The 25,370-nt window shown below is 67.3% G+C and carries 24 protein-coding genes; 10 read left to right on the forward strand and 14 right to left on the reverse strand.

From position 1 onward, the window contains the following. Positions 1-2: 2 nt before the first annotated feature. Positions 3-914: a uracil-DNA glycosylase gene (locus WBG56_RS05585; RefSeq protein ID WP_424266090.1), complete on the reverse strand. Its 912-nt coding sequence runs from the start codon at positions 912-914 to the stop codon at positions 3-5. Further along, entirely contained in the window at positions 911-2,152 is a 1,242-nt protein-coding gene (gene tsaB / locus WBG56_RS05590) for a tRNA (adenosine(37)-N6)-threonylcarbamoyltransferase complex dimerization subunit type 1 TsaB (protein WP_424266092.1), read from the reverse strand. Before tsaB ends, WBG56_RS05585 begins: the two co-directional genes overlap by 4 nt. Positions 2,153-2,307: 155 nt before the next feature. Here tsaB and ompR point away from each other — a divergent pair, with 155 nt between their 5' ends. The 3 genes from ompR to WBG56_RS05605 are packed head-to-tail and all read left to right on the forward strand — an operon-like array spanning position 2,308 to position 5,073. Next, positions 2,308-3,042 (forward strand): two-component system response regulator OmpR, encoded by a 735-nt coding sequence (gene ompR, locus WBG56_RS05595; protein WP_298013833.1) that lies wholly within the window; start codon positions 2,308-2,310, stop codon positions 3,040-3,042. 45 nt (positions 3,043-3,087) lie between these two features. Continuing rightward, entirely contained in the window at positions 3,088-4,479 is a 1,392-nt protein-coding gene (locus WBG56_RS05600; protein ID WP_424266094.1) for an ATP-binding protein, read from the forward strand. A 45-nt stretch (positions 4,480-4,524) separates the two neighbouring features. Then, the gene (locus WBG56_RS05605) at positions 4,525-5,073 is read left to right on the forward strand and encodes a peroxiredoxin (protein WP_424266096.1); all 549 of its coding nucleotides are present in this window, start codon (positions 4,525-4,527) and stop codon (positions 5,071-5,073) included. A 78-nt stretch (positions 5,074-5,151) separates the two neighbouring features. Here the strand turns inward: WBG56_RS05605 and ispF are convergent, their stop codons facing one another. Beyond that, a complete protein-coding gene (gene ispF / locus WBG56_RS05610) occupies positions 5,152-5,652 on the reverse strand; it encodes a 2-C-methyl-D-erythritol 2,4-cyclodiphosphate synthase (RefSeq protein WP_424266098.1) in 501 nt (166 codons plus the stop codon). A 61-nt stretch (positions 5,653-5,713) separates the two neighbouring features. Beyond that, positions 5,714-6,454, reverse strand: a complete 741-nt coding sequence (locus WBG56_RS05615) for an IspD/TarI family cytidylyltransferase (RefSeq protein WP_424266100.1) — start codon at positions 6,452-6,454, stop codon at positions 5,714-5,716. A gap of 183 nt (positions 6,455-6,637) precedes the next feature. Between WBG56_RS05615 and eda the strand changes: the two genes are divergently transcribed. After that, a complete protein-coding gene (gene eda / locus WBG56_RS05620; protein ID WP_424266102.1) occupies positions 6,638-7,261 on the forward strand; it encodes a bifunctional 4-hydroxy-2-oxoglutarate aldolase/2-dehydro-3-deoxy-phosphogluconate aldolase in 624 nt (207 codons plus the stop codon). A 3-nt stretch (positions 7,262-7,264) separates the two neighbouring features. Here eda and WBG56_RS05625 read toward each other — a convergent pair whose 3' ends face one another. From WBG56_RS05625 to WBG56_RS05660, 8 genes are all read right to left on the reverse strand, one after another. Continuing rightward, a complete protein-coding gene (locus WBG56_RS05625) occupies positions 7,265-8,236 on the reverse strand; it encodes a 2-hydroxyacid dehydrogenase (RefSeq protein WP_424266104.1) in 972 nt (323 codons plus the stop codon). After that, positions 8,233-9,177 carry a sugar kinase gene (locus WBG56_RS05630; protein WP_424266106.1) on the reverse strand — a complete coding sequence of 315 codons (945 nt, stop codon included), beginning with the start codon at positions 9,175-9,177 and terminating at the stop codon, positions 8,233-8,235. Before WBG56_RS05630 ends, WBG56_RS05625 begins: the two co-directional genes overlap by 4 nt. Beyond that, positions 9,170-9,958 carry a sugar phosphate isomerase/epimerase family protein gene (locus WBG56_RS05635; RefSeq protein ID WP_424266108.1) on the reverse strand — a complete coding sequence of 263 codons (789 nt, stop codon included), beginning with the start codon at positions 9,956-9,958 and terminating at the stop codon, positions 9,170-9,172. The genes WBG56_RS05630 and WBG56_RS05635 overlap by 8 nt, the downstream gene beginning before the upstream one ends. Before the next feature lie 11 nt (positions 9,959-9,969). Further along, complete coding sequence (locus WBG56_RS05640) at positions 9,970-10,734, reverse strand: amino acid ABC transporter ATP-binding protein (RefSeq protein ID WP_424266110.1); 765 nt, start codon at positions 10,732-10,734, stop codon at positions 9,970-9,972. Between the two features lie 26 nt (positions 10,735-10,760). Next, entirely contained in the window at positions 10,761-11,564 is an 804-nt protein-coding gene (locus tag WBG56_RS05645; RefSeq protein WP_424266112.1) for a transporter substrate-binding domain-containing protein, read from the reverse strand. A 64-nt stretch (positions 11,565-11,628) separates the two neighbouring features. Then, positions 11,629-12,285, reverse strand: coding sequence for an amino acid ABC transporter permease (locus WBG56_RS05650; RefSeq protein WP_424266114.1), 657 nt, complete (start codon positions 12,283-12,285; stop codon positions 11,629-11,631). Further along, positions 12,282-12,956, reverse strand: a complete 675-nt coding sequence (locus WBG56_RS05655; protein ID WP_424266116.1) for an amino acid ABC transporter permease — start codon at positions 12,954-12,956, stop codon at positions 12,282-12,284. Before WBG56_RS05655 ends, WBG56_RS05650 begins: the two co-directional genes overlap by 4 nt. 84 nt (positions 12,957-13,040) lie before the next feature. Continuing rightward, positions 13,041-14,063, reverse strand: coding sequence for a LacI family DNA-binding transcriptional regulator (locus WBG56_RS05660; RefSeq protein WP_424266118.1), 1,023 nt, complete (start codon positions 14,061-14,063; stop codon positions 13,041-13,043). Between the two features lie 158 nt (positions 14,064-14,221). On the opposite strand from WBG56_RS05660, the gene WBG56_RS05665 reads away from it, so the two are divergent. From WBG56_RS05665 to WBG56_RS05685, 5 genes are all read left to right on the forward strand, one after another. Then, complete coding sequence (locus tag WBG56_RS05665; protein ID WP_424266120.1) at positions 14,222-15,067, forward strand: SIS domain-containing protein; 846 nt, start codon at positions 14,222-14,224, stop codon at positions 15,065-15,067. Further along, positions 15,067-18,546 (forward strand): transcription-repair coupling factor, encoded by a 3,480-nt coding sequence (gene mfd, locus WBG56_RS05670; RefSeq protein WP_424266122.1) that lies wholly within the window; start codon positions 15,067-15,069, stop codon positions 18,544-18,546. Before WBG56_RS05665 ends, mfd begins: the two co-directional genes overlap by 1 nt. Before the next feature lie 180 nt (positions 18,547-18,726). Continuing rightward, complete coding sequence (locus tag WBG56_RS05675; protein ID WP_424266124.1) at positions 18,727-20,949, forward strand: TonB-dependent receptor; 2,223 nt, start codon at positions 18,727-18,729, stop codon at positions 20,947-20,949. Between the two features lie 77 nt (positions 20,950-21,026). Then, positions 21,027-21,740, forward strand: coding sequence for a tetratricopeptide repeat protein (locus tag WBG56_RS05680; protein WP_424266355.1), 714 nt, complete (start codon positions 21,027-21,029; stop codon positions 21,738-21,740). Then, on the forward strand, positions 21,734-22,480 hold the full coding sequence (locus tag WBG56_RS05685) for a Fe2+-dependent dioxygenase (protein ID WP_424266126.1): 747 nt from the start codon (positions 21,734-21,736) through the stop codon (positions 22,478-22,480). The genes WBG56_RS05680 and WBG56_RS05685 overlap by 7 nt, the downstream gene beginning before the upstream one ends. Before the next feature lie 18 nt (positions 22,481-22,498). Here the strand turns inward: WBG56_RS05685 and serB are convergent, their stop codons facing one another. Next, entirely contained in the window at positions 22,499-23,350 is an 852-nt protein-coding gene (gene serB, locus WBG56_RS05690; protein WP_424266128.1) for a phosphoserine phosphatase SerB, read from the reverse strand. Positions 23,351-23,562: 212 nt separating this feature from the next. Between serB and WBG56_RS05695 the strand changes: the two genes are divergently transcribed. Further along, on the forward strand, positions 23,563-24,660 hold the full coding sequence (locus WBG56_RS05695) for an alpha-hydroxy acid oxidase (protein WP_424266130.1): 1,098 nt from the start codon (positions 23,563-23,565) through the stop codon (positions 24,658-24,660). Positions 24,661-24,745: 85 nt separating this feature from the next. Here WBG56_RS05695 and WBG56_RS05700 read toward each other — a convergent pair whose 3' ends face one another. Beyond that, entirely contained in the window at positions 24,746-25,357 is a 612-nt protein-coding gene (locus WBG56_RS05700; RefSeq protein ID WP_424266132.1) for a DUF2818 family protein, read from the reverse strand. Positions 25,358-25,370 lie beyond the last annotated feature (13 nt).

The raw sequence follows: 25,370 nt of genomic DNA on the forward strand, positions 1-25,370 counted from the left end.
GCTCAGGGGGCGGCGCTCTCCGGATCGGCCGCCTGCACAGCCCGCGCCAAGCCCACCAGGTCCCGCCATGCCTCGGCCTTCAGCGCCGAGCGCACCAGGAGCGATGCCGGCTGGTGCGTCACCCAGACCGGGATTTCGCGGCCATCCTCTTGCCGATAGCGATGGGCGGCGCCGCGCAGGACGTCCAGATCCGCCGTGTCGCCCAGCACCGCCTGGGCGGCGACCCGCCCCAGCGCCAGAATCCAGCGCGGCTGCAGCAAGGCAATTTCACGATGCAGATACGGCACGCAAGCGGCCACTTCCGCAGCATCGGGCTCGTGCCCGCCCGGCGCCCGGCATTTCACCACATAGGTGCCATAGCGGGAATCCGCCTGCGGCAGATGGACGGCGGCCAGCATGGCAGCCAGCAGGCGGCCGGAATCACCCTGGAACGGCTGGCCGGCAACCTCGTCATCGATGCCGGGCTGCTCCGCCACGATCAAGTAATACGGGTGGGCTGCCTGGCCCGCGCCTGACACGGCGCGCAGCCGCTGCTGATGCCGGAGGCATTGCTGGCAGGCCTCCGCCATCCGGGCCAATGTGGCCAGATCGGCGTCTCCCACCCGCGGCGCCGGCTGGACGGCAGGCGCCGCGGCCGGAGCCCGGGCGGAAGGCCCGGACGGACGCGCCACCGGCCCGCCCTGGGCAGGCTCGTCGGCAGCGCCGGGAGCCATCGGAGCGGGCAAGCGCGCCGATGGTCCGTCATGGACGGGGCGGGCATCCTGTGCGGCCGCTGGCGGCGGCACGGGCTGCGCCACCGGGGCGTCTCCCGCGGACGCCGCCACCGGGGCGATGGGCCGCACATCCAGCCAATGCAGGTCCAGCCCGATTTCCGCCAGCCAGGCGGCCTGCGCCGGGCGCAACTGGGGCTTCATGCCGGGATTTCCTGAAACGTCAGCGTCATGATCCAGGCGTCCTCCCGGGCGCCATGGGCCGCCGGGTAATAGCCGCGCCGCAAGCCCAATTGCCGAAAGCCGTGCTGCTGGTAGAAGGCGACGGCCCGGATATTGCTGGGACGCACCTCCAGCGTCAGCGCCGGCAGGCCCGCCTGATGGCAGTGCGCCGCGCAATAGCGCAGCAGTTCGGCCCCCACGCCCTGTCGCTGGCTGTCGGGGCGCACCCCGATGACCAGCAGATGGGCCATGTCCGGCGCATCCATGACCAGAGCGAACCCCAGCAGGGCCCCCAGGCGGCGCACGACCCAGCCCCGATATCCGGCGGCCAGGCCATCGGCAAAATTCTGCCGCGTCCAGGGAAAGGACTGGACTTGCCGTTCGATCGCGGCGACCTCGTCCAGATCCGTCATCCCCATGTCGTGCACCGACCAGCGCGCCGCATCCGCCTGGGGATTGCCGCCCAGCCCTCCCGCCCGCTCGACCGTGGTGTAGGCGACTTTGTCGCGCACATAGGCCGGCGCGGCCAGGGCCGCGTCCAGGGTCCGCCCCTGTTGCCAGGCGCGCGCGGCCATGCGGGCCACCGTGGAGGCATGGGCGCAGACCCGCTCATCGCCGCTCGCCGCGACCTCGGCCCCCAGCGCACGCAATTCCCCGGCCAGGCCGGGAAAGACGTCCAGGGCATCCCCATGCGCCGCCCACCCGCTCCCGGCCCGCATGGCCCAGGCGGCCGATTGGTCGGCAACCCAGGCGGTCGCATCGGACCGGGCGATCAGGGCCGGGGCCTGCAAAGTCGTCCATTCGCCCTCGACGCATTGATAGGCGGCGGCGTAAATCTCGTTCATACGGGCATCCTGCAGGACCAGGTGGACGCCGGAGGCATCCGCCCCCGCCTGCTGGAAGGCCAGCGCGCACAGAGAATCCACCGGCAGCACCGGAATATCCAAGGCGACGGCCAGGCCCTGCGCCACGCCGCACGCCACCCGCAGGCCCGTAAACCCCCCCGGCCCCTGTCCGAAGGCCACCGCGGACAGGTCGGCGCGGCTCAGGCCGGCGTCGGCCAGCAACTGCTGAGCCAGCGGCAGAATGCGCTCGGCGTGTTCCTGGCGGCCTTCGTGCTGCGCGACGCGCAGGCGCATGCGCCCGGCGGCCTGCGACAACAAGGCGACGCTGCAAAGAGAGCTTGATGTTTCAAACGCTAGAATGTGAAAATCGTCCATGGCGCTGTTATTTTAATGGAGGAGCGACCCGCACTGGATCCGGCCGCGCATCTGGTCTTTCCGCCGGCCCTACTTACGACACAACCAAACGCTTATTGTGTAATTTGTTGTGATAAGCGCTGGTGCTGTTTTCCCGACCCTGTTACATTTTCCTCATGAATACACATAACCAGACCCTCACCCGCAAGATCCTGATCGTCGACGACGATCCCCGCTTGCGCGACCTGTTGCGGCGTTATCTGTCCGAACAGGGGTTCAACGTCTACGTGGCCGAAGACGCGAAAGAAATGGCCAAGCTCTGGCAGCGGGAACACTTCGACCTGCTGGTGCTCGACCTGATGCTGCCCGGCGAGGACGGTCTGTCGATCTGCCGCCGCCTGCGGGGCAATCACGACAACACGCCCATCATCATGCTGACCGCCAAGGCCGAGGAAATCGACCGCATCGTCGGTCTGGAAATGGGGGCCGACGACTACCTGACCAAGCCCTTCAACCCCCGCGAACTGCTGGCCCGCGTCAACGCGATCCTGCGCCGCCGGGGCACTGAAGAACATCCGGGCGCGCCCAGCCAGGAAAACGAATCCGTCGAATTCGGACCGTACGTGCTGAATCTGTCCACCCGCACGCTGATGAAGAGCGGCGAATCCGTTCCCATCACCACGGGCGAATTTTCAGTGCTGAAGGTCTTCGCCCGCCACCCCAAGGTCCCGCTCTCGCGCGACAAACTGATGGAACTGGCCCGAGGCCGCGAATACGAAGCCTTCGACCGCAGCCTGGATGTCCAGATCTCGCGCCTGCGCAAACTCATCGAACCCAATCCTTCCAAACCGGTGTTCATCCAGACGGTCTGGGGACTGGGCTACGTCTTCGTCCCCGACGGCGGACAATAATCGTTGCACGGCCCGCAGGGGACTCTCCTGCGGGCCTTTCCTGTCATGATGCTCGTCAAACGGCTTCGGCGCGCCATCCTGCCCCGGTTGCGCCTGGGATTGTTCACCCGCTCCTTTCTGCTGATCGCCTTCCTGATGCTGGTCAGCCTGGGCGCATGGCTGCAGATCGTCTTCAACATCGAGGAAGGCCCCCGCGCCGTCCAGCTGGCCCAGCGCATCGCCACCACGGTCAGCATCACGCGCTCGGCCCTGGTCTACGCGCCGCCGCAAGTCCGCCCGGCCCTGCTGCTGGACCTGGCCACCCAGGAAAGCCTGCGGGTGCAGCCGCGCGAATCCACCGACGTCCTCGAACCCCTGCCCCACACGGCGTACTGGGACAATGTCTCGACCGAGATCCGCAACCGCCTGGGGTCGCAGACCGCCATGATGTGGGCCGTCAACCAGGTGCCCGGCATCTGGATCAGCTTCCAGATCGACGGCACGCTCTACTGGCTGGTGTTCGACCGCGACCAACTGCGGCTGACCACAGGCCGCGAGTGGCTGGGCTGGGTAGCCGCATCCCTGATGCTGGCGCTGCTGGGAGCCGCCGTCAGCGTGCGCTTCATCAACCATCCCCTGGCGCAGCTGGCCAAGGTCGCCCAGCAACTGGCGCGCGGGGAAACCCCCACCCCATTGCCTGAAAAAGGGCCCATCGAAATCCGCGACATGAACATCGCCTTCAACCGCATGTCCCGGGACCTGCGGCAGAACGAGGCCGACCGGGAAATCATGCTGGCGGGCATCTCGCACGATCTGCGCACGCCGCTGGCCCGCATCCGCCTGGAAATCGAAATGAGCCACATGAGCGACGAGGCGCGCCAGGCGATCGACGACGACCTGGCGCAGATCAATCACAGTATCGGCCAGCTGATGGAATACGCCCGCCCTGCGGGACAGGTGCCCGAGACCGGCATCGACGTCTCGCGGGTGCTGCAGGACCTGCTGGAACGCGAACGCAGCCATACCGAATCCCTGGGCGGCGACCTGCAGGCCGGCATCGAACCGGGCCTGCAGGCGCGCATCAGCGCCAACGATCTGAAGCGCATCGTCAGCAACCTGATCGAAAACGCCCGGCGCTACGGCCGCAGCGTCAGCGATGATCGCGCCCACATCGTGCTGCGGGCCTACCAGAGCGGCAACCTGTTGCGCATCGAAGTGCAGGATCATGGCGTGGGCATTCCGCACGCGGACGTCCAGCGCCTGCTGCGCCCGTTTGCCCGGGGCGAGTCCGCGCGCACCGGCGTCAGCGGCGCCGGCCTGGGCCTGTCCATCGTGGAACGGCTGCTGGGCCAGGTAGGCGGGAAATTCGAACTGATTTCCCAGCCCACGCAGGGGCTGCTGGCGCGCATCGAAATACCCAAGGCCAAGGCGCGGCCGGCCGACAAGGCCATGGCGTAGAATGACAAGGCGGCCCGATTGGCCGTCCTTCACTCAGGAGCCCCGATGAAAACCATAGGCGACAAGCTCGAGGCCTTCCGCGTCACCGGCGTCAAACCCGGATTCAATCAGCACGAGGAAAACGGCGTTTCAGCCTTCGAAGACATCACCGAATCATCCTTCCCCGGCAAATGGAAGGTGATCTACTTCTACCCCAAGGACTTCACCCAGGTCTGCCCCACCGAAATCATCGGCTTCAATGCCCTGGCCGATGCCTTCGAAGAACGCGACGCCGTGCTCATGGGCGGATCGACCGACAACGAATACGTCAAATTGGCCTGGCGGCGCGAAAACCCCGAACTCAGCAAGCTGAACCACTACCAGTTCGGCGACACCAACGGCGCCCTGATCGACCAGTTGGGCATCCGCGACAAATCCGAAGGCGTGGCCCTGCGTGCCACTTTGATCATCGACCCGGACAACCTCATCCAGCACATCTCGGTGAACAACTTCAAGGTCGGCCGCAACCCGGAAGAAACCCTGCGCATCCTGGACGGATTGCTGACCGACGGCCTGTGCGCCTGCAATCGCGCCATCGGCGGCGGCACGCTATAGCACGACAAGGGCCCGCGGATGCGCCGACCGGCGCTGCGGCCCCTGGCGCCTGCGCCCGCGGTCAGCACCTGCGCCCGATCAGGCGCCCGGGCAGGCCGCCAGCAGCACGGCGGCGCTGGCTGCGATGCCTTCGCCACGCCCCAGATAGCCCAGGCCCTCGTTGGTCTTGGCCTTGATGTTGACATCCGCCGCTTCGATCCCCAGGTCCAGGGCGATGCACGCGGCCATCGCCGCCGCGTGAGGGCCGATCTTCGGCGCCTGGGCATGCACGGTGGCATCCACGTTGACCACCTCCCACCCGGCTTCGCGGGCCATGCGGGCAGCCTCGCGCAGAAACAGGCGGCTGTCGGTCCCCGCCCAGCGCGGATCCCGATCGGAAAAATGGCGCCCGATATCCCCCAGGCCCGCCGCGCCCAGGACGGCGTCCGTAACGGCATGCAGCAGCACGTCGGCATCCGAATGACCGTCCAGGCCCCGGTCATGGGGAATCGTGACCCCGCCGATGATCAGGGGACGGCCGGGAACCAGCACATGCAGATCATGGCCCTGCCCCACACGAAAGGGAAAGCGTTGCGTCATTGTCGTCTCTGCTGATGATCAAGCCCCGATTTTAGCCGGGGCGCAGTCCGGCGACAGACCGTCAGGAGGCTTCCGGCTGCCCGCGCAGCCACGACTCGAACCACTCGAAATCTTCCGGCCAGGTGAGTTTGTCGTTCTGGCGGCTGCCGGGCACCAGCAAGGGCGGCCGTCCTCCCGACAATTCCACCGCCGAGGCTTCGTCCGTGACGCGTGGGTCGGCGGCGCAGGCGTCCAGCGCGGCGCCCAGGTCCCCCGCGCGAAACATCTGCGGGGTCTGCGCCAGCCACAGATGATCGCGCGGCAGCGTCCGCGCAATGGCGTCCAGCTGCGATCCTGCGTCATCCGCCCCGGGTCCCGACGCGGGAGCGGCCTGCTTGACCGTGTCGGCCACCGGCAGGGCCAACAGCCCGCCCCGCCCCTGCCGCAGGCAGGTATCGATCAGGCGCGCCAGGGCTTGCGCGGGCAAGCCCGGGCGCGCCGCATCATGCACCAGCACCCAGGCATCCGGCGCCAGGCCGGCATCCCGCAGCGCAGCGCCCACGGTCGCAGCCCGCGTGGGGCCGCCGCACGGGCGCCAGACCGTGCGCGGCAACCCCGCCAGGGCCTGCGCCACCCAAGGGTCTTCCGCCGCCACGGCGACCCGCACCTGGTCGATGCGCGGATCAGCCAACAGCGCGCGGACGGCGCGGCGCAACATAGGTTCGCCCTGCAAGGCGCGATACTGCTTGGGCGCGCCGCCGGCGAGGCCGGCCCGGGCGCCGATGCCGGCAGCCGGCACAATGGCAATCAGGGGGGGGTTCATAGACGCGGATTTTAGCCGAGCGGACCCGGACCGCGCCAAACGCCCGTCCCGCTTCCGATGGCCGACAAGTAGCCAAATAATAAAAACTACAGATTATTCCCTATTATTTTCTGATTATGTAGAATGGCTACATTCCTCCGGCCGCCTTGCTGCCGGTTCATCGACCCTGTCCCGCCGTCACGCATGAACGCTCTGGAACTTCTCGCATATAGCCCGGTCATGCCGGTGATCGTCATTCAGGATACGGAATCCGCCGTGGACCTGGCCCGCGCACTGGTGACCGGCGGCATCCGCTCCCTGGAAATCACGCTGCGCTCGCCCGCCGCGCTGGATGCCATCCGCGCCATCCGGGACCAGGTCCCCGACGCGCTGGTCGGCGTGGGCACGGTTCGCACACCCGGGCAACTGGATGCCGCCCTGCAGGCCGGAGCCTGCTTTGGCGTCAGCCCGGGCCTGACACCCGCCCTGGCCCGGGCTGCCCAGGCAGCCGGCATTCCCTTTCTACCCGGCGTCGCCACCGCCTCGGAAGCCATGCAGGCCGCCGACTGGGGCTTCACCGTCCAGAAACTGTTTCCCGCCGAAGCCGTCGGCGGCGCGGCGCTGCTGAAAGCCTGGCACGGCCCCCTGCCCGACCTGAGATTCTGCCCCACGGGCGGCATCCACGCCGGCAACGCCGCCGGCTATCTGGCCTTGCCCAATGTCGGGTGCGTCGGGGGTTCCTGGCTGACGCCGGCCCAGGCCGTGGCCGAGCGCGACTGGGACGCGATCACGCAACTGGCCCGGCAGGCCTGCGCGCTGGCGCGATAAACACTACGCAGGCAGCGGATAGGCCGCCAGCGGCGCCTCGCCCCGCAGCACCCGCAAGAGATTGCTGACGGCCATGTCCGCCATGGCCAGGCGTGTCTCGTGCGTGGCCGACCCGATATGCGGCAAGGCCAGGATGCCGGGGTGGCCGCGCAGAGGCGAATCCGTCGGCAAGGGTTCCACATCGAACACATCCAGCCCCGCCGCCCGCAAGCGGCCGCTGTCCAGGGCATCCAGCAGGGCGCGTTCCTGAACGATCGGCCCGCGCGCGCCATTGATCAGGATGGCGCCCGGTTTCATGCGCTCGAAGGCCTGGGGCCCGATCAGGCCTCGCGTCTGATCCGTCAGGGGCAGGACCAGCACGATGAAGTCGGCCGATGCCAGCACTTCGTCCAGGCCCGCCGCCCGGGCCTTGCCATCCGGCAGACCGCTATCGGCCGGATGGCGGCTATGGTAGAGCACCGGCATGTCGAACCCCAGCGCCGCCCGGCGCGCCAAGGCCCGTCCGATACGGCCGTAGCCGACGATGCCCAGCGTCTTGCCATGCACGTCCCAGCCGTACTGATCGGCGCCGACACTGCGCTGCCAGCGGCCCTCGCGGACCATGGCCGCCATCTCGCAGACCCGGCGGCTGGTTGCCAGCATCATGGTGAACAACAGATCGGCCACCGACTCCGTCAGGACGCCGGGGGTGTGACACAGGACGATGCCCCGGTCCCGCAGCGCCGCCAGCGGGTAGGCATCCACGCCCACGGAGATGCTGGACACCACCCGCAGCCGGGGCGCCCGGTCCAGCATGGCCGCATCCAGGCGGACACTGGACCCGATCATGCCGTCGACCTGCGGCAGGGCCTCGAAAAACGCATCCCGCTGGTCCTCGCGCCGGGGATCGGCCTGGATGACGTCGTGTTCCCGCAGAATCCTGTCCAACTGAGGCCGGGGCAGGTCGCGATAGACGAGGACGGATTGGCGGCTCATAGCCCCGCCTGCCGCAGGGCCGCCCGGGTCGGCAGGCCCTCGGTATCGCCTCGGACCTGCACGGCGCGGGCGCCGATCCAGGCTCCCCGGACCACCGCGCTGCGGAGATCCGCGCCTTCCAGCAGCGCGCTGATCACCCCGACGGCAAAGCCGTCGCCGGCTCCCACCGTATCGACCACCTGCTCGACGGGGCAGGCCGGCACGTAACCCTGTTGCTCCCCATCGTCGTAATACGCGCCCTCGGGACCCAGCTTGATCACGACCAGCCGCGCGCCCAGATCCCGGTAAAACCGCGCGATCGCCTCGGGCTGTCGCTCCCCCGTCAGCAGACGTCCTTCCTCCAGGCCGGGCAGGACCCAGTCGGCCAGGGCGGCCAGCTGATGGATCCCGGCGCGCATCGCGTCCTCCGATGCCCACAGCGTGGGCCGCAAATTCGTATCGAAAGACACGGTCCTGCCGGCCTCGCGCATCAGCCGCATGGTCCGCAGCGACACCTGAAAACTATCGGCGGACACGGCGGCGAATACGCCGGTGGCATGCAGGTGGCGCGCGCTCAGCAGCCAATCCCGGTCCACATCGGCCGGCGCCATGCGGCTGGCGGCGGAGCCGGCCCGATGATATTCAACCAGCGGATCGCTGCCGTCCTCGACCCGGCCCTTGAACAACATTCCAGTCCGTTCGCCGGCGACCAGCTCCACGCGGGAACAGTCCACGCCCTCGTCCCGGATGCTGGCGAGCAGATACCGCCCCATCGAGTCCTGCCCCAGGCGGCTGCCCCAGGCCACGTTCAAACCCAGCCGGGCCAGACCGATGGCCACATTGGTCTCCGCGCCCGCCGTCCGCTTGTGGAACACATCCACCTGTTCCAGCGGCCCGGGCGCGCCCGCCACCAGCATCATCATCGCCTCACCGAGGGTGACGACATCCAAGGCATCATTCATCAGACATTTGCTCCAATCGACGCAGCGCATTCAAGGCCTGCCGGGTCACGTGTTCTAGATCGGCGCCCGTCAGGGGATATTCAATGGCCCGGAAGGCGGCCGCGGGCAGCGCCCGCAGGACGGCGCGCCACGGGGCCGCGGACGTCTGCAGGGGCACGGCGACCCAGCGATCGGGGCGCCGCAACACCCCCTTGCAATGGACGTAGCGCACCCGGGCGGCAAAGACGCGCGCCGCCTCCAGCGGGCATTCCCCCACCCAGTGCCAATTCCCGACATCAAACGTCATCCCCAGCGACACGCCGGCCGCATCGGCGGCGCGAAAAAAGGACGACAGGGCCGGCACGCTGCCCGCCGCTTCCGTCTGGTCGTTTTCCACCAGCAACGTCACGGGGCTGACGGCAAGCGCGTCGCGCAAGACATCCATGCCCGCCGCATCGCCGGGCCGACGCCCGCCGATGGACATCTTCAGGACCTTCGCGCCCAACCGCCGGGCACGCTCCAGGCCTTCCCGGACGGCATCGCCGTCGAACCGGCCGTCCGCATCCCACATGCCTTGCGCGCTGGAATAGACGCAGGCCATCCCGGATTCAGCGACCAGATCCGCCAAGCCGTCGAGTTCGGCGGCCCCGCCGCGCAACAGCTCGCTGCGGACCTCGATGCCGTCCGCGCCCGCCGCCCGCGCCAGACGCGCGAACCCGGCCTGGCCATGGCGGCGAACCTCGTCGGCGCCATAGGCCGTCAGGGATACGAGCACGCTCCCCGCGGAAATCATCCCTGTCATACCCGCATCCTTCAGTGATTCAGAATCTGACCCAGGAAGCTGCGAGTCTTCTCGTGCCGGGGCTGGCTGAAGAATTGTTCCGGCGGCGCCTGTTCGATGATCACGCCGTCGGCCATGAAGATCACGCGGTCGGCCACGCTGCGCGCGAAGCCCATTTCATGAGTGACACACAGCATGGTCATGCCGTCGCCCGCCAGACCGATCATGGTATCCAGGACTTCCTTGACCATTTCCGGATCCAGCGCCGACGTCGGCTCGTCGAACAGCATCACTTTCGGCGTCATGCACAGCGCCCGGGCGATCGCCACCCGCTGCTGCTGCCCGCCGGACAGCTGGCTGGGGTATTTATGCGCCTGCTCGGCAATGCGCACCCGCGACAGATATTCCATGGCCAGGGCCTCGGCCTGATCGGCCTTGAGCCCGCGCGAGCGCATCGGCGCCAGCATGCAATTGCGCAATACCGTCATGTGCGGGAACAGATTGAACTGCTGGAACACCATGCCGACCTCTTGCCGGACGGCCTCCACCCCGCGCCCATCCGGGCTGAGGGTGGTGCCATTGACCACGATCCGCCCGTCCCGGATGGTTTCCAGGCCGTTGATGCAGCGGATGAGCGTCGATTTCCCCGAGCCCGAAGGCCCGCAGATCACGATGCGCTCTCCCGCCGCCACAGTCAGATCGATATCCGCCAGCGCGTGGAACTGGCCATACCATTTGTTGAGCTTCTCGATCTGGATGATCGGGCCTGCAGCTTCGGGATGCGGGGTCGTCGTCATGGCAAGGCTTCGGTTTTCAATCGGGATTACTTCAGTGCCGGCAGCGGGGTGCCCAGCCATTTCTGGTAGAACTGGCTGAATTGGCCATTCTGGATGTTGCGGCTGATCACGTCATTGACGGCCTTCAGGGTTTCAGGCTGGCCCGGACGGATCGCCACGGCCATTTCCTGCTGCAGCAGCACGAACTTGTTGTCGAAACGATTCGGCGCCCGCTTGGCGATCCCGGCCGCCACCGTGGTGGAACACCCGATGGCATCCACCTGCCCCGACAGCAAGGCCTGCATGGCCGACGCATCGTCATCGAAACGACGGATCTCCGCATCCTTGGGGGCGATCTTGGTCACAGCGATATCCTGGGTGCTGGCGCGCGCCACGCCGATCCGCTTGCCCGACAAGCCTTCGGGGCCCGACACCTTCAGGTCCTTGCCGCCGAACACCACGATCTGGGCAGCGGAATACGGCTGCGAGAACTGCACCTGTTTGGCGCGTTCGGGGGTGATGGCCAACGAGGCCACCAGCATGTCGACCTTGTCGGTCAGCAGATACGGGATGCGATTGGGTCCGGTGACGGGCACGATCTTGACCTTGACGCCCAGATCCTTGGCCAGGGTCTTGGCGACGTCGGCATCATAGCCATCCGGTTGATTGTCGCTGTTCATGATGCCGTAGGGCGGAAAGTCGACCAGCATGCCGACCGTCAGCTCGCCTTTTTGCTTGACCTGATCGATGGTTTCGGCCGATGCCGTCGGCGCCAGGCCGACCACCAGGCTCGTGCAGGCGGCCAGCAGGGTGGTCCCCAGGATGCCGCGCAAGGTATGACGCTTGAACATAGGATGTCTCCGTGAAGTTGGCCTGAGCCAGGATGGGGCGCGGCGCGCCCCGACAGTGAAAGTGCTATTCCCGCGCCAGGGAAATCGCCAGGCGCTTTTCCATCCGCCCCGCCAACAGCGACAGCGGCCAGCACAACAGGAAATACAGGACCGCCACGACCGAGAACACCATCATGGGTTCGAACGTCGCGTTGTTGACGATCTGCCCCGCCCGGGTCAATTCGGTGAAACCGATGATGGCCGCGAGCGACGTCCCCTTGATGACCTGCACAAGGTAACCCACGGTCGGCGGGACGGCGATCTTCAGGGCCTGCGGCAGGATCACGTCGCGCAGCAGATAGCGGTATTTCAGGCCCAGCGCGGCGGCGGCTTCCCACTGCCCCCGGGGGACGGATTCGATGCAGCCGCGCCAGATCTCGCCCAGGAAGGCGCCGGCATTCAGCGCCAGGGCCACGGCGGCGGCCGTCCAGGGGTCCACGTCGAACCCGATCACCGGGGCGCCGAAGAACACCAGGAACAGCTGCAGCAACAACGGCGTGCCCCGGAAAATCTGGATGAAGCCCATGGACAGCGCACGGGCCGTCCGGTTGGTTCCGGTGCGCGCCAGCGCCACCGCCAGCCCGACCAGCCCGCCGCCGGCGAATGCCGTCAGCGACAGCAGCACCGTCCATTGGGCGGCATAGACGATGTACCAGAAGTCAGACAGCCCGAATGTTCTCATGATCGACCGTCCGGATAATGCAGGTACCGCTGATGGATTCTGTGAAACACATAAGAGAAGAACAAGGTCAGCAGCAGGTAGATCACCGTGATCACGATGTAGATCTCGAAGCTGCGGAAGGTTTCGGACTGCAGCGTCGCCGCCACCGAGGTCAGGTCATCGGCCGAAATCACCGACACCACGCTGGAGGCCAGCATCAGCAGGATGAACTGGCTGGTCAGCGCCGGATAGATGGCGCGCAGGGCGGGCTTGAGGATGACGAAGCGGAAGATCTCGACGCGCGACAGATTCAGGGCAAGACCGGCTTCGATCTGGCCCCTGGGAATGGCTTCGATGCCGGCGCGGACGATTTCCGTGGCATAGGCCCCCAGATTGACGGTCATGGCCACCAGCGCCGCCATGTAGGGCGACCAGCGCACGCCGATGGCCGGCAGCGCGAAAAAGAAAAAGAACAGCTGCACCAGGAACGGTGTATTGCGGATCAATTCGATGTACACCTGGATCAGGGCGCGGACCGGCGCCGGGCCGGCCGTCTTTCCCCAGGCGCACAGGACCGCCACCACGCCGCCGAACAGCATGGCCAACGCGGACAGCTGGATCGTCATCCAGGTGCCGTGGAGCAGCAAAGGCCAGGCCTCGAACACGGGGCCGAACTGAAAGGTGTAATTCATGAGGTGCCGGGAAAACAATATCCGGACGCTATTGAAACCGGTTTCAACATACTAGGCAAGCCCTACATCGAGGAAAATCAGGAATTACCCTAGCTGCGTGGAGCCCCGCGCCACCAGGACGCCCGGCAAGCGGATGGCGCGGGCAGGCGCATCCAGCCCCGCCATGCGTTCGATCAGGCATTGGGCCGCCAGCGCGCCCAAGGCATCCGTGGGCTGCGCGACGGCGCTGATGCCCGGCCCCACGTAGGGCGCCCATTGCGTGTCGTCGATGCCCACCAGGCCGATGTCCCGCCCCAGCGTCCAGCCCAGCTCCGCCACCGCCGCGACAATCCGCATGGTGACCACCGCATTGCCGGCGATCAGCGCCGGCGGGCGCCGGGCGGCGCGGCGAAGCGCACGCAAGGCATCGACCAGGCCGGCATGATCGCCGGGGCGCGCTTCCATCCATTGTCCCTGGGCGCCTTGCCGGGATTCGAAGGCGGCGAGACGTTCCAGCCGGGAGCTGACCCCATCGAGCGGCTCGGTCACCAGCAGGAACTCCCCATACCCGGCCTGCGTCAGATGCTGGACGCACATGCCGATGGCCTGTTGATTGTCCAGGGATACGAAATCGGCATCCATGCCCTGCCGCAGGCGATCCACCAGCACCACCGGACGCCCGGCAAGCGCCTGCGTCACCACGGCCTCGCGTTCCAGGCCCATCGTGTTCAGGATGAAGCCTTCGACCTGGTAGCTGGACAAAATCCGCAGACCGACGCTTTCGCGTTCGCGGTCATTGCCCAGGTTGAACAGCATCATCAGGAACCCCGCCCGGCGGCAGGCCTGCTCCGCGCCGCTCAGGACTGCGACCGAGTACGGATTGGTGATGTCGGCCACGACCAGCCCCACCAGACGGGACCGCCCCCGCTTCAGGGCCTGCGCCATCGGGCTCGGGGTATACGACAAGGCGTCCACCGCAGCGGCAACCCGCCCGGAGATCTCGGGCGACAGCAGCGTGTCCCGATGGTTCAGGAATCGGGATACCGTGGCTTTCGAGACCCCGGCATGACGGGCGACGTCGGCGATCGTGGCCCTGGGCGCGGCATTTTTACGGATGATATCGGCCATTGAAAAAGAGGTGTCCCCTGGAGGCAGGCAGCGTCGGATCACGTCCCGCCGGATGACCCCAGGCATCCTGGCGCAGACGGACGAGAGGCTTGCGGGATGATATCAGCCCCCCACGGCCGATGCCATGCGCGCCACGCGGCCTTTATACTAAGCCCCTCATGAGCACCCCCATTCTGCCCGAGCTGCGCAGCCGCCTGCCGCACCTGAGCCGCGCCGCCGCCCGCGTCGCCCGCCTGGTCATCGCCCGGCCGGGCGATACTTCGCGCATGGCGATCAGCGACCTGGCCCAGGCTGCCGAAGTCAGCGAACCCACCGTGATCCGGCTGTGCCGCGCCCTGGGCTACGCCGGCTGGCCGGCCTTCAAGGTCCAGCTGGCGGCCAGCCAGATCAGCGGCGTGCCTTACGTCCATTCGGCGCTCGCGCCCGGCGACGGCGTGCCCGCGCTGACCGGCAAGGTCTTCGACAATGCCGTGTCGGCCCTGCTGCGCGTGCGCAACGGCCTGGATCCCGTCCAGGTCGAAGCCGCCATCGACCGGCTGACGGCGGCCCGACGCATCGAGTTCTACGGCATCGGCAATTCGGGGATCGTCGCGACCGACGCCCAGTACAAGTTCTTCCGTTTCGACCTGGCGGTGGCCGCCTATGCCGACAGCCACACGCAAAGCATGGCGGCCTCGCTGCTGGGCCCCCGGGACGCGCTGGTGGCGATTTCGCATTCCGGGCGTTCACGCGAACTGCTGGATGCCGTCGCCCTGGCCCACGGCAACGGCTGCCCCATCATCGCCATCACCGCGTCGGGCTCGCCACTGGCCCGGCTGTCCGCCATCCTGCTGCGCGCCGACACCCAGGAAGACACCGAACTCTACAGCCCGATGATCTCGCGCCTGGCGCACCTGACCATCATCGACGTGCTGGCGCTGGGCGTCGCCCTGCGCCGCGGCGATCAGGCCAGCCGCGTGCTGGCCAAGACCAAACACAGCCTGAAGAACAAACGAAAGTCCTGATGCCCGACCTCTCCACCCGCACCGCAACCCCCGCTCTGCCCACCCTGCCGGCGACGCTGACCGCCCTGAGACCCGGCCAGCGCTACGCGCAGCCGCGCCCGCCGGGATCCGGGGACGCGCTGTGGCTGGCCGCGCTGGCCCGGCAGGCCGGGCGCCCGCTGGCGGCATTCTGCGCCGACCCCCTGGCGGCCCAGCGCCTGGCCGATGAAATCACCCTGTTCGACCCCGACCTGCGGGTGCGATTCCTGCCCGATTGGGAAACCCTGCCCTACGACAGTTTCTCCCCGCACCAGGATCTGATTTCCGAGCGCTTGCGCACCCTGCACGCCCTGGGCCAGAGCGCCGTGGACGTGCTGGTCGTCCCGGTCACGACAGCCCTGGTGCGCCTGGCGCCCCCGGAATTTCTGGCTGCCTATACCTTCCAGTTCCGCCAGGGCGATACCCTGGACGAAGAACGGCTGCGGGCGCAGCTGACCCTGGCCAACTACAGCCACGTCACTCAGGTCAGCGCCCCCGGCGAGTTCTGCATCCGCGGCGGCCTGATCGACCTGTTCCCCATGGGTTCGGCCCTGCCCTACCGCCTCGATCTGTTCGACCGCGAGATCGAATCGATCCGCAGCTTCGACATCGACACCCAGCGCAGCCTGTATCCGGTGCGCGAGATCGAGCTGCTGCCCGGCCGCGAATTCCCCATGGACGAGGCCGCCCGCAACCGCTTCCGGGCCCGCTTCCGGGAAATCTTCGAGGGCGACCCGTCGCGGGCGCTGCCGTACAAGGACATCGGCAACGGCATGGCCTTTGCCGGGATCGAATACTATCTGCCGCTGTTCTTCGAGCACACCGCGACCCTGTTCGATTATCTGCCGGAAGACACCCTGGCCGTGACGCTGGGCGATGCGTCCGCCGCCATCGGCCGCTTCACCCAGGACGCGCACAACCGCTGGCAGTTCCTGAAGTCCGACCCTGAACGGCCCGTGCTGCCCCTGGACATGCTGTTCCTGGACGACGAGGGCTTTCACGCCCGGCTGCGCGAACTGGCGCGCCTGGCCCTGGTCCACGACCAGACCCACCCGGATTTCGCCGCCTGCCCGGACGTCGCCGTCAACCGTCGGGCCGAAGACCCCCTGGCCGGCCTGCGACGCCACCTGGACAGCAGCCCGCTGCGCACCGCCATCTGCGTGGATTCCGCCGGCCGGCGCGAAACCATCACCGAGCTGCTGGGCGACTACCGCCTCAAACCCGACGCGGCCTTCGATACCTGGCAGGACTACCTGGACAGCAAGGCCCGTTTTTCCCTGATCGTCGCGCCCCTGACCGGCGGCTTCCTGATGCCCCCGGCCGGCCTGGCCATCCTGACGGAAAACGACCTCTATCCCGCCCAGGCCGCCCGTCCCGCCCGCAGCCGCCGGCGACGTCTCGAGCAGCACAGCGATATCGACGCCATGGTGCGCGACCTGGCCGAGCTGCACGTGGGAGACCCGGTGGTGCACGTGCAACACGGCATCGGCCGCTACCGGGGCCTGGTCAGCATGGACCTGGGCGACGGCCCCATCGAACTGCTGCACCTGGAATACGCCCGCGACGCCACCCTGTATGTGCCCGTGTCGCAGTTGCACCTGATCGCCCGCTACAGCGGCGCCGATCCGGACCAGGCGCCGCTGCATCCGCTGGGCTCCGGCCAATGGGAAAAGGCCCGCCGCAAGGCCGCCCGCCAGGCCCGCGACACCGCCGCCGAACTGCTGGCTCTGTATGCCAAGCGCGCGGCTCGCGAAGGCCTGCACTTCCAGTTCCCCGCCCGCGACTACCAGGCCTTCGCCGAAGGCTTCGGCTTCGAGGAAACCCCCGACCAGGCCGCCGCCATCACCGCCGTGATCCAGGACATGACGTCCGGGCGGCCCATGGACCGCCTGGTCTGCGGCGATGTGGGCTTCGGCAAGACCGAAGTCGCCCTGCGAGCGGCCTTCCTGGCCGCCATGAACGGACGCCAGGTGGCGCTGCTGTGCCCCACGACACTGCTGGCCGAACAGCACGCGCAGAATTTCGCCACGCGCTTCGCCGACTGGCCGGTGCGCATCGCCGAGCTGTCGCGTTTCCGGACCAGCAAGGAAACCGCCAAGGCCATCGAAGGCCTGGCCGACGGCTCGGTGGACATCGTCATCGGCACCCACAAGATCCTGTCCAAGGACATCCGCTACAAGCAACTGGGCCTGGTCATCATCGACGAGGAACACCGCTTCGGCGTGCGCCAGAAGGAAGCCCTGAAGGCCCTGCGGGCCGAAGTCGACGTGCTGACCCTGACGGCCACGCCGATCCCGCGCACCCTGGGCATGTCGCTGGAAGGCATCCGCGATTTTTCCGTCATCGCCACCGCCCCGCAAAAACGCCTGGCCATCAAGACCTTCGTGCGCCGCGAGGACGGCAGCACCATCCGCGAAGCCATCCTGCGCGAACTCAAGCGCGGCGGGCAGGTCTATTTCCTGCACAACGAGGTGGAGACCATCGGCAACCGCCGTGCGCGGCTGGAAGAGCTGGTCCCCGAAGCCCGCATCGCCGTGGCCCACGGCCAGATGGGCGAGCGCGAGCTGGAAGACGTCATGAAAGGCTTCTACCAGCAGCGCAGCAACATCCTGCTGTGCACCACCATCATCGAAACCGGCATCGACATCCCCTCGGCCAACACCATCATCATCCACCGCGCCGACAAACTGGGCCTGGCCCAGTTGCATCAGCTGCGCGGGCGGGTGGGCCGGTCCCACCACCAGGCCTATGCCTACCTGCTGACTCCCGGCGAGGACGCCATCACCAGCAATGCCAAGAAGCGGCTGGAGGCCATCCAGTCCATGGAGGAACTGGGCGCGGGATTCTTCCTGGCCATGCACGACCTGGAGATCCGCGGCAGCGGCGAAGTGCTGGGCGAATCGCAGTCCGGGAACATCCAGGAAATCGGCTACACCCTGTACAACGATATGCTGGCCGCCGCCGTGCGGGCGCTGAAATCCGGAGAGGAACCCGACCTGGACGCGCCTTTCGGCTCGCAATGCGAGATCAATCTGCACGCCCCCGCCCTGCTGCCCTCGGACTACTGCGCCGACGTGCAGGCCCGCCTGGGGCTGTACAAGCGCCTGGCGCACGCCGCCGATGCCGACACCCTGACGCTGATCCAGGAAGAACTGATCGATCGCTACGGCAAGCTGCCCGAGGCCGGTCAGACGCTGCTGTCCCTGCACCGCCTGCGCCTGCTGGCGCAATCCCTGGACGTCATCAAGATCGACGCCGGAGAATCCCAGGCCGCGATCCAGTTCTCCGCCCAGCCCAAGGTCGATCCCCTGCGCATCATCGAACTGGTGCAGCAGGACCGCCAGGTGCGCCTGAACGGCCCCGACCGCCTGAAAGTCGCCTTCGGCGGCGCAGTGGACGTGCCCGGCCGGGTGCAGAAGCTGCGCGGGCTGCTGCAGCGCCTGGGCGGCGCGGCCGCGTAAGCGGTCTGTGGCGGCCGCATCGCGGCGGCCACAGACCATCTCCGCCAGCCCGCGCGGTCGCCCGCCGACACAATCCCTGCAAAATTTCTCCACAATTTGAATTGTGAACGATTCTTGTTTAGAATCACTTTCCTAATTGAGAATGATTTTCATGATATTTATCATTACAGGGAGATTTGCGTGGAAGATACTCTAGAGCCCCGGGCGGGCAAGCTGGCCGGCGGCCTGGCCACGGCGCTGGCCACCCCCGGCCTGTTCCTGCTGCCTCAGGCAGCGCAGGCGCAGAATACCGATCCGGCTCAGCTCAGCCCCATCAAGGTCCAGGGCGAGAACCCCGCACCCTTCCTGGTCAAGGAATCCGCATCCGATAAATTCACGGCGCCGGTGCTCGACACGGCCAAATCCCTGCAGATCATCCCGAAGGAGCTGATCCAGAGCCAGGCCGCCACCACCCTGACCGACGTGCTGCGCAATTCCCCGGGCATCACCTTCGGTGCGGGCGAAGGCGGCAACCCGCTGGGTGACCGCCCTTTCATCCGCGGCTATGACGCCCAGTCCAGCACCTTCATTGACGGCATGCGCGACATCGGCGCCACGTCCCGCGAAGTCTTCAACCTGGAACAGGTGGAAGTCATCAAGGGCGCGGACGGCGCCTATGCAGGCCGGGGCGGTGCGGGCGGCAGCATCGACCTGATCAGCAAGACCGCCAAACTGCGCGACTTCACCGACGTGTCGGTGGGCGCGGGCACCGCAAAATACTTCCGCCAGACCGTGGACAGCAACTGGCAGTTGGGCGAAACCACCGCTTTCCGCCTGAATGCCATGAACCACAGCCAGGACGTAGATGGCCGCGACGCCGTGGACTACAAGCGCTGGGGCGTGGCGCCGACGATCTCCTTTGGCCTGGGCACCCCCACGCGGGTCACGCTGAGCTACTTCCACATGGAATCGGACGACACGCCGGACAGCGGCATTCCGTATACCTACTCGAAGGACCCCAAGTTCCACCGGACGCCCGTCGACGTGGACCGCGACAACTTCTACGGTCTGGACAGCGACTACCGCCGCACCCGCAATGACATGGGCACACTGCGCATCGAGCATGACTTCAGCGACCGACTGACTTTGCGCAACCAGACCCGCTACACGAGGGGAACGCAACGCTACGTCGTGACCCAACCGGACGACAGCAAGGGCAACGTCAACAACGGCATGGTCTGGCGCCGCGCCAATACCCGCGACAGCCGCGTCAGCACCTGGGCCAACCAGACGGAACTGTTGGGCGAATTCCGCACGGGGCAATTGAAGCACCGCTTCCTGACGGGGATCGAGCTGTCGGTGGAAGATGGGCGCAAGGACAGCCTGGATATCAACCGCGGCAAGAACAACTGCCCGGCAGGCGTCGGCGCGGCGGGGAACTACACGTGCACCAGCCTCTACAATCCCAACCCCAGCGACCCCTGGGTCAATACAGGCAGCGGCGGCCCAATCGGAAAGCCCACCTACACACGCACCCTGACAAAATCGATCTACGGCTTCGATACCATAGAACTCAACGAGCGCTGGCAAACCACGCTCGGACTCCGCCTGGACAACTACGCCACGCGCGTCGACCAGTTCGCCGGCGACAGCATCGATCGCCAGGATACGCTGGTCAACTATCAATTGGGACTGGTATACAAGCCGGCGGAAAACGGCAGCATCTACCTCTCCTACGGCACTTCTTCCACGCCTGCAGGCGCAGGTTTGAACGAAGGCAGCGGGAACTCTGTCGTTCCCGGCGGCCGTACCCCGCTGAATGCCGCCGACACGGCTCCGGAAAAGAACCGCACGATGGAACTGGGCACCAAATGGGACGTGCTGGATGGACGCCTGGGCCTGACCGCCGCACTCTTCCGGGTCGAAACCACCAATGCGCGGATAACCGACGCAAACGGCCTCTACACAATGGCCGGTGACAAGCATGTCGATGGCATCGAGCTGGGCTTTTCAGGCAGCATCACGCCCCAGTGGCAGGTATACGGCGGCTACACCTACCTGAAGAGCCGCATCGGAGACGACGGCAAGACCGGCGCCGCATCGAACGAAGGCAAGGTCTTCCCCAACACGCCTGAGAGCAGTTTCAGCCTGTGGAACACCTACGCCTTCACGCCCAAGTTCACGGCCGGCGTCGGCGCCTATTACGTGGACAAGCAGTACGGCAACGAGGCCAACACCATCAGCATCCCGTCCTACTGGCGCTTCGACGCCATGGCCGGCTACAAGTTCAACAAGACCGTCGACCTGCAGATCAACGTGAACAATCTGTTCAACAAGACCTACTACGACAAGGCCTACGCTTCGCACTACGCGTCCATCGCTCCGGGACGCTCGGCGGTCGCCACGCTGAACCTGCACTTCTGATGAAACACAGCGCGCAGCCCGCGCAGCGCACAGCCGAAGGCATGCCGCCTTCGGCTGTTGCGCTGGATAGTCACGCCATCAACCACATCCGGCTCGATCGGCTGGCCGCCGAATTGCAACGCATCCTGGCCGGCCCGCCCGAGCACGCGGCCGCCACGCTGAAGGCCGCGGCCGAGGGCGGCGTCGTCCAGGCGCAACTGATCTACGGCCAGTGGCTGCTGGACGGCCGGGGCGTCGCCTGCGATCCCGCGCAGGCCGTCCAGTGGTTCGAGCATGCCAGCCGCCATGGCGACCCCATGGCCCTGAACATGCTGGGCCAGTGCCACACCCATGGCTGGGGCGTGCCGCAGAACGCCTTCATGGCGGCCTACTGGTTCCGTCTGGCGGCTATCGGCGGCCTGGACTGGGGCATGTACAACTACGCCACCGCGCTCTCTCTGGGCCAGGGCATCGCCACCGATCGTTCCGCCGCGCTGAGCTGGTTTCGCAAAGCCGCCGCGCTGGGACACGCCAAATCCATGAACATGATCGGCAGCTTCCACGAAGACGGCTGGGTGGTCGACCAGGATGAAAGCCGGGCGCTGGACTGGTACCGGCAGGCGGCGACAGGCGGCGATTTCCGGGGACAGTTCAACTGCGCGCGCCTGCTGCTGGCGCAGGGCGATACGGATGCCGCGCTGGCATGGCTGCGAAAAATCCCCGAAACGGCCACGCCCGCGTTCCTGGAAAAAGCCAAGGCCTGGTTGCGCACCCATCTGGATCCGCACTGGAACTGGACATCCTCATGCTGATCACGATTCCCGACCTGCTGAGCGCCGAACACATACGGCAATGCCGTCAAGCTCTGGAATCCGCCGACTGGACGGATGGCCGTGCGACGGCGGGCCACGTCGCGGTCGATCTCAAGAACAACCGCCAGTTGGCGTTGGACAACCCCATCGGCCGGCAGATCGGCGACCTGATTACCCAGGCCCTGCGGCGGCACCCGGTGTTCCAGTCCGCCGCCCTGCCCGCACACATCCTGCCGCCCCGCTTCAACCGTTACGAAGGCGGCGAGCACTACGGCTTCCATATCGACAATGCGTTCTTTCGCGTGCCGGGCGTCGCGCCGGCAGATCCGGCCCAGGCCCGGCCTGCCGCCAGCCAGGCCATGCACGCAGCCGCCCCCGCGTCCTGCCTGCTGCGCACGGACATCTCCACCACCGTATTCTTCAGCGATCCGGACGAATACGACGGCGGCGAACTGATCATTCAGGACACCTATGGGGAGCAGCGCGTGAAGCTGCCCGCCGGCCAGGCCGTGGTTTACCCCGGCACCAGCCTGCACCGCGTCACCCCGGTCACGCGGGGCGTGCGCTACGGATCTTTTTTCTGGACCCAGAGCCTGGTGCGCGACGACGGGCGCCGCGCCCTGTTGCTGCAGCAGGACGTCGCCATCCAGCGCCTGATCCAGTCCGGCGCCGACGCCGATACCGTCAGCCAGCTGACCGGCGTGTATCACAACCTGCTGCGCCTGTGGGCCGAGCCCTGAGCCGCCCAGGCGCCATCCCTAGTGCTGCCGCCGGAACCAGTTCAGCACGGCGTCCAGGGGGCTGACGTCCAGCGCGAAGCGCGCCTGGGCGCGCACCACGGGCTTGGCGCGGTAGGCGACCGAATAATGGGCCTGCGCCATCATCGGCAAGTCGTTGGATCCGTCGCCCATCACGATGATCTGTTCCGGCGTCGCGCCCAGCGACTGCGCCAGAGCCTGCACGTGACGGGCCTTGGCAGCGCCGTCCACGATGTCGCCCAGCACCTGGCCCGTCAACACGCCGTCGACGACTTCCAGGGTATTGGCATGGGCCTGGTCCAGCATCAGGCCCCGGCGCAGGCGTTCGGTGAAAAACGTGAAGCCGCCCGACACCAGCAGCGTCTTCAGGCCATGCGACCGGGCGGCTTCGATCAGCGTCTCGGCGCCCGGATTCAGGCGCAGGCGCTGCGAGAACACGGCTTCCAGGGCCGATTCAGGCACGCCCTTCAACAAGGCGACCCGACGCCGCAGGCTCTCGGAAAAATCCTTGAGCTCGCCGCGCATGCTGGCCTCGGTGATCGCCGCGACCTCCGCCTTGCGGCCCACGGCATCGGCGATCTCGTCGATGCACTCGATGTTGATCAACGTGGAATCCATGTCCATCGCCAGCAGCTTGCAGTCGGCCAGCCGGTGGATCGCGTCCAGCCAGGCCGCATCCATATGAGCCGCCTGCGCCATGGGCATGACCTCGTCGCGCGTGGAGGGGTCCACGTTCAGCAGGCGGATCGCCGTGGGGTTCAGTTCCTGCACGCCTTCCGCGCAGGCGACCGCCGCCAGCCGTTCGACGTCCGCCGCCAGCAGGCGCGGCGCCTGCAAGATAATATGTGCCATGAATCCGGTCTCCGCAACGATGCGCGGCCATTTTACCCGCCAGTCGAGGCAGCGCGCGTCCGAACCGCGGGCCACGATCCCGGCCCCGCGCCAGCCGGGGCGCTTTCGGGCGACGACCCCGGAGGGATGGCGCCACCGTCCCCGAGCGAACACCCGGCTCCGCCAGCCATCCTATACGTCGACCCCAAGAATTTCCGGACACCGCCAGCCTCATGAACGCCCAGCCCCTTCCCCCGCCACTCTGCGCCCAGGACTACGCCGATCTCGCCCGTGAACGGCTGGACGCCGCCACCTGGGCATGGCTGGAATCGGGCGGCGCGGACGAAATCACCGTCCGCACCAACCGGGATGCCTACGCCGGCGTGCGCCTGCGTAGCCGTGTGCTGCGGCCCCTGGCGGGGGCGCACACCCGACTGGATCTGGACGGGCACGCCCTGGCGCACCCCATCCTGATCGCGCCCATGGCCTGGCATGGCCTGGTCCACCCGGACGCGGAACAGGCCACTGCATTGGCAGCGGCGGCCACCGGCACGCCGTTTATCGTCAGCGCCCAGTCGGGCACGCCCGTCGAAACCCTGGCCGCCCTGCCCGGCCCGCCGCATCTGTGGTTCCAGCTGTATGCCCAGACGCGCCGGGAAGACACGCTGGCGCTGGCCCGCCGCGCCGTGGATGCCGGCGCCCGCGCCCTGGTGCTGACTGTGGACGCCCCGGTCAACGGGGTGCGCAACGCCGAACAGCGCAGCGGTTTCCACCCGCCCAGCCATATTCGCTCCGTCCATCTGGACGGTCTGTCGCCGGCGAAAGCGCGGCCGACGCTGCCCGGCGGCAGCCCGCTCTTTGACAGCGGCCTGCTCGATGCGGCCCCGACCTGGGACGACGTCGCCTGGCTGCGCGCGCAACTGCCCGGCACGCGGCTGTGGCTGAAAGGCATTCTGGATCCGGACGACGCCCGCGCGGCGATAGGCCACGGCATCGATGGCCTGATCGTCTCCAACCACGGGGGGCGCTGCCTGGATACGTTGCCCGCCACGCTGGATGCGCTGCCGGGGGTCGCGCAGGCCGTCGATGGCCGCGTCCCCATCCTGATGGACGGCGGCATCCGGCGGGGCACGGACATTCTGAAGGCCCTGGCGCTGGGCGCGCAAGGCGTGCTGATCGGACGGCCCGTGCTGCACGCCCTGGCCGCGGGCGGCGCGCCTGCGGCGGCCCATCTGATTCAGGTTCTAAGGGGGGAATTGGAAGTGGCCATGACCCTGACCGGATGCCGGACACTGGCCGACATCGGTCCGGATGTGCTGTGGGATCGTTAGCGCCGTCAGGGCCTCACCCGGACCAGCCGGGCACGCAGCGCCGTAATGCCCGGCGGCAGGCATTGCCGCCGCCGCGGGCTGCGCACTAGCGCCGGCGCCTCTGCAGCATGTACCGCCAGACGAAGCCGGGATAGCCCAGCACCAGGAACAGCGCCAACGTCACGGCATAGAATTCCCAGCCCTGGGGAAAGGCATTGCCCAGGTCCAATTCCATCGTGAAACCCAGGGTGCCGATCAGCGCATAGCCGACCAGGACTTCCAGGAAGCGGTCGATGAAAGGTTTGCCCGAGGCGGCCCCGGATTTCCGGGCGGCGCCGGATCGGCCTGCCCCAGATGCGGGGACGACGCCCGCCGGGTTCGACGCCGACTCCGGCACTGCGGATTCCCGCGCCCGAGCCAACTGCCCCGGCACATAGAGCAGCAACGCCGCCAGAGCGATGCTGAGCAGCAGTTTCACCGCGAACAGCATGCTGCCCACGCCGCCAAAAGCGCCGCCTACCAGCCGCAGCGTGCCCCAGGACCAGACAGCCAGCAAGACGAGAAACCCCAGGCCGATGGCCCAGCGCGACAGGCCCCCGAAAGATCGGACAGCCTGTCCCCAGGGCCAGGGAACCAGAGGGCGCTCGACCAGGAAAGGCAGATTGGCCAACGCCAGCGCGCCCAGGATCACCAGCCAGACTGCAAGCATCAGGGTCATGACGCCCGGGTCC

This window comes from Castellaniella sp., assembly GCF_049671645.1.
Lineage (GTDB): Bacteria > Pseudomonadota > Gammaproteobacteria > Burkholderiales > Burkholderiaceae_B > Castellaniella.

Excerpts from the sequence above, each read along its gene's own strand:
- WBG56_RS05640 (WP_424266110.1), bottom strand. The coding sequence starts at position 10,734 with ATGACGACGACCCCGCATCCCGAAGCTGCAGGCCCGATCATCCAGATC.
- WBG56_RS05645 (WP_424266112.1), bottom strand. The coding sequence starts at position 11,564 with ATGTTCAAGCGTCATACCTTGCGCGGCATCCTGGGGACCACCCTGCTG.
- WBG56_RS05605 (WP_424266096.1), top strand. The coding sequence starts at position 4,525 with ATGAAAACCATAGGCGACAAGCTCGAGGCCTTCCGCGTCACCGGCGTC.
- WBG56_RS05585 (WP_424266090.1), bottom strand. The coding sequence starts at position 914 with ATGAAGCCCCAGTTGCGCCCGGCGCAGGCCGCCTGGCTGGCGGAAATC.
- serB (WP_424266128.1), bottom strand. The coding sequence starts at position 23,350 with ATGGCACATATTATCTTGCAGGCGCCGCGCCTGCTGGCGGCGGACGTC.
- eda (WP_424266102.1), top strand. The coding sequence starts at position 6,638 with ATGAACGCTCTGGAACTTCTCGCATATAGCCCGGTCATGCCGGTGATC.
- WBG56_RS05655 (WP_424266116.1), bottom strand. The coding sequence starts at position 12,956 with ATGAATTACACCTTTCAGTTCGGCCCCGTGTTCGAGGCCTGGCCTTTG.
- WBG56_RS05685 (WP_424266126.1), top strand. The coding sequence starts at position 21,734 with ATGCTGATCACGATTCCCGACCTGCTGAGCGCCGAACACATACGGCAA.
- WBG56_RS05695 (WP_424266130.1), top strand. The coding sequence starts at position 23,563 with ATGAACGCCCAGCCCCTTCCCCCGCCACTCTGCGCCCAGGACTACGCC.
- WBG56_RS05665 (WP_424266120.1), top strand. The coding sequence starts at position 14,222 with ATGAGCACCCCCATTCTGCCCGAGCTGCGCAGCCGCCTGCCGCACCTG.
- WBG56_RS05625 (WP_424266104.1), bottom strand. The coding sequence starts at position 8,236 with ATGAGCCGCCAATCCGTCCTCGTCTATCGCGACCTGCCCCGGCCTCAG.
- WBG56_RS05600 (WP_424266094.1), top strand. The coding sequence starts at position 3,088 with ATGATGCTCGTCAAACGGCTTCGGCGCGCCATCCTGCCCCGGTTGCGC.
- ispF (WP_424266098.1), bottom strand. The coding sequence starts at position 5,652 with ATGACGCAACGCTTTCCCTTTCGTGTGGGGCAGGGCCATGATCTGCAT.
- WBG56_RS05660 (WP_424266118.1), bottom strand. The coding sequence starts at position 14,063 with ATGGCCGATATCATCCGTAAAAATGCCGCGCCCAGGGCCACGATCGCC.
- WBG56_RS05615 (WP_424266100.1), bottom strand. The coding sequence starts at position 6,454 with ATGAACCCCCCCCTGATTGCCATTGTGCCGGCTGCCGGCATCGGCGCC.
- WBG56_RS05700 (WP_424266132.1), bottom strand. The coding sequence starts at position 25,357 with ATGACCCTGATGCTTGCAGTCTGGCTGGTGATCCTGGGCGCGCTGGCG.
- WBG56_RS05635 (WP_424266108.1), bottom strand. The coding sequence starts at position 9,958 with ATGACAGGGATGATTTCCGCGGGGAGCGTGCTCGTATCCCTGACGGCC.
- WBG56_RS05630 (WP_424266106.1), bottom strand. The coding sequence starts at position 9,177 with ATGAATGATGCCTTGGATGTCGTCACCCTCGGTGAGGCGATGATGATG.
- WBG56_RS05650 (WP_424266114.1), bottom strand. The coding sequence starts at position 12,285 with ATGAGAACATTCGGGCTGTCTGACTTCTGGTACATCGTCTATGCCGCC.
- tsaB (WP_424266092.1), bottom strand. The coding sequence starts at position 2,152 with ATGGACGATTTTCACATTCTAGCGTTTGAAACATCAAGCTCTCTTTGC.
- mfd (WP_424266122.1), top strand. The coding sequence starts at position 15,067 with ATGCCCGACCTCTCCACCCGCACCGCAACCCCCGCTCTGCCCACCCTG.
- ompR (WP_298013833.1), top strand. The coding sequence starts at position 2,308 with ATGAATACACATAACCAGACCCTCACCCGCAAGATCCTGATCGTCGAC.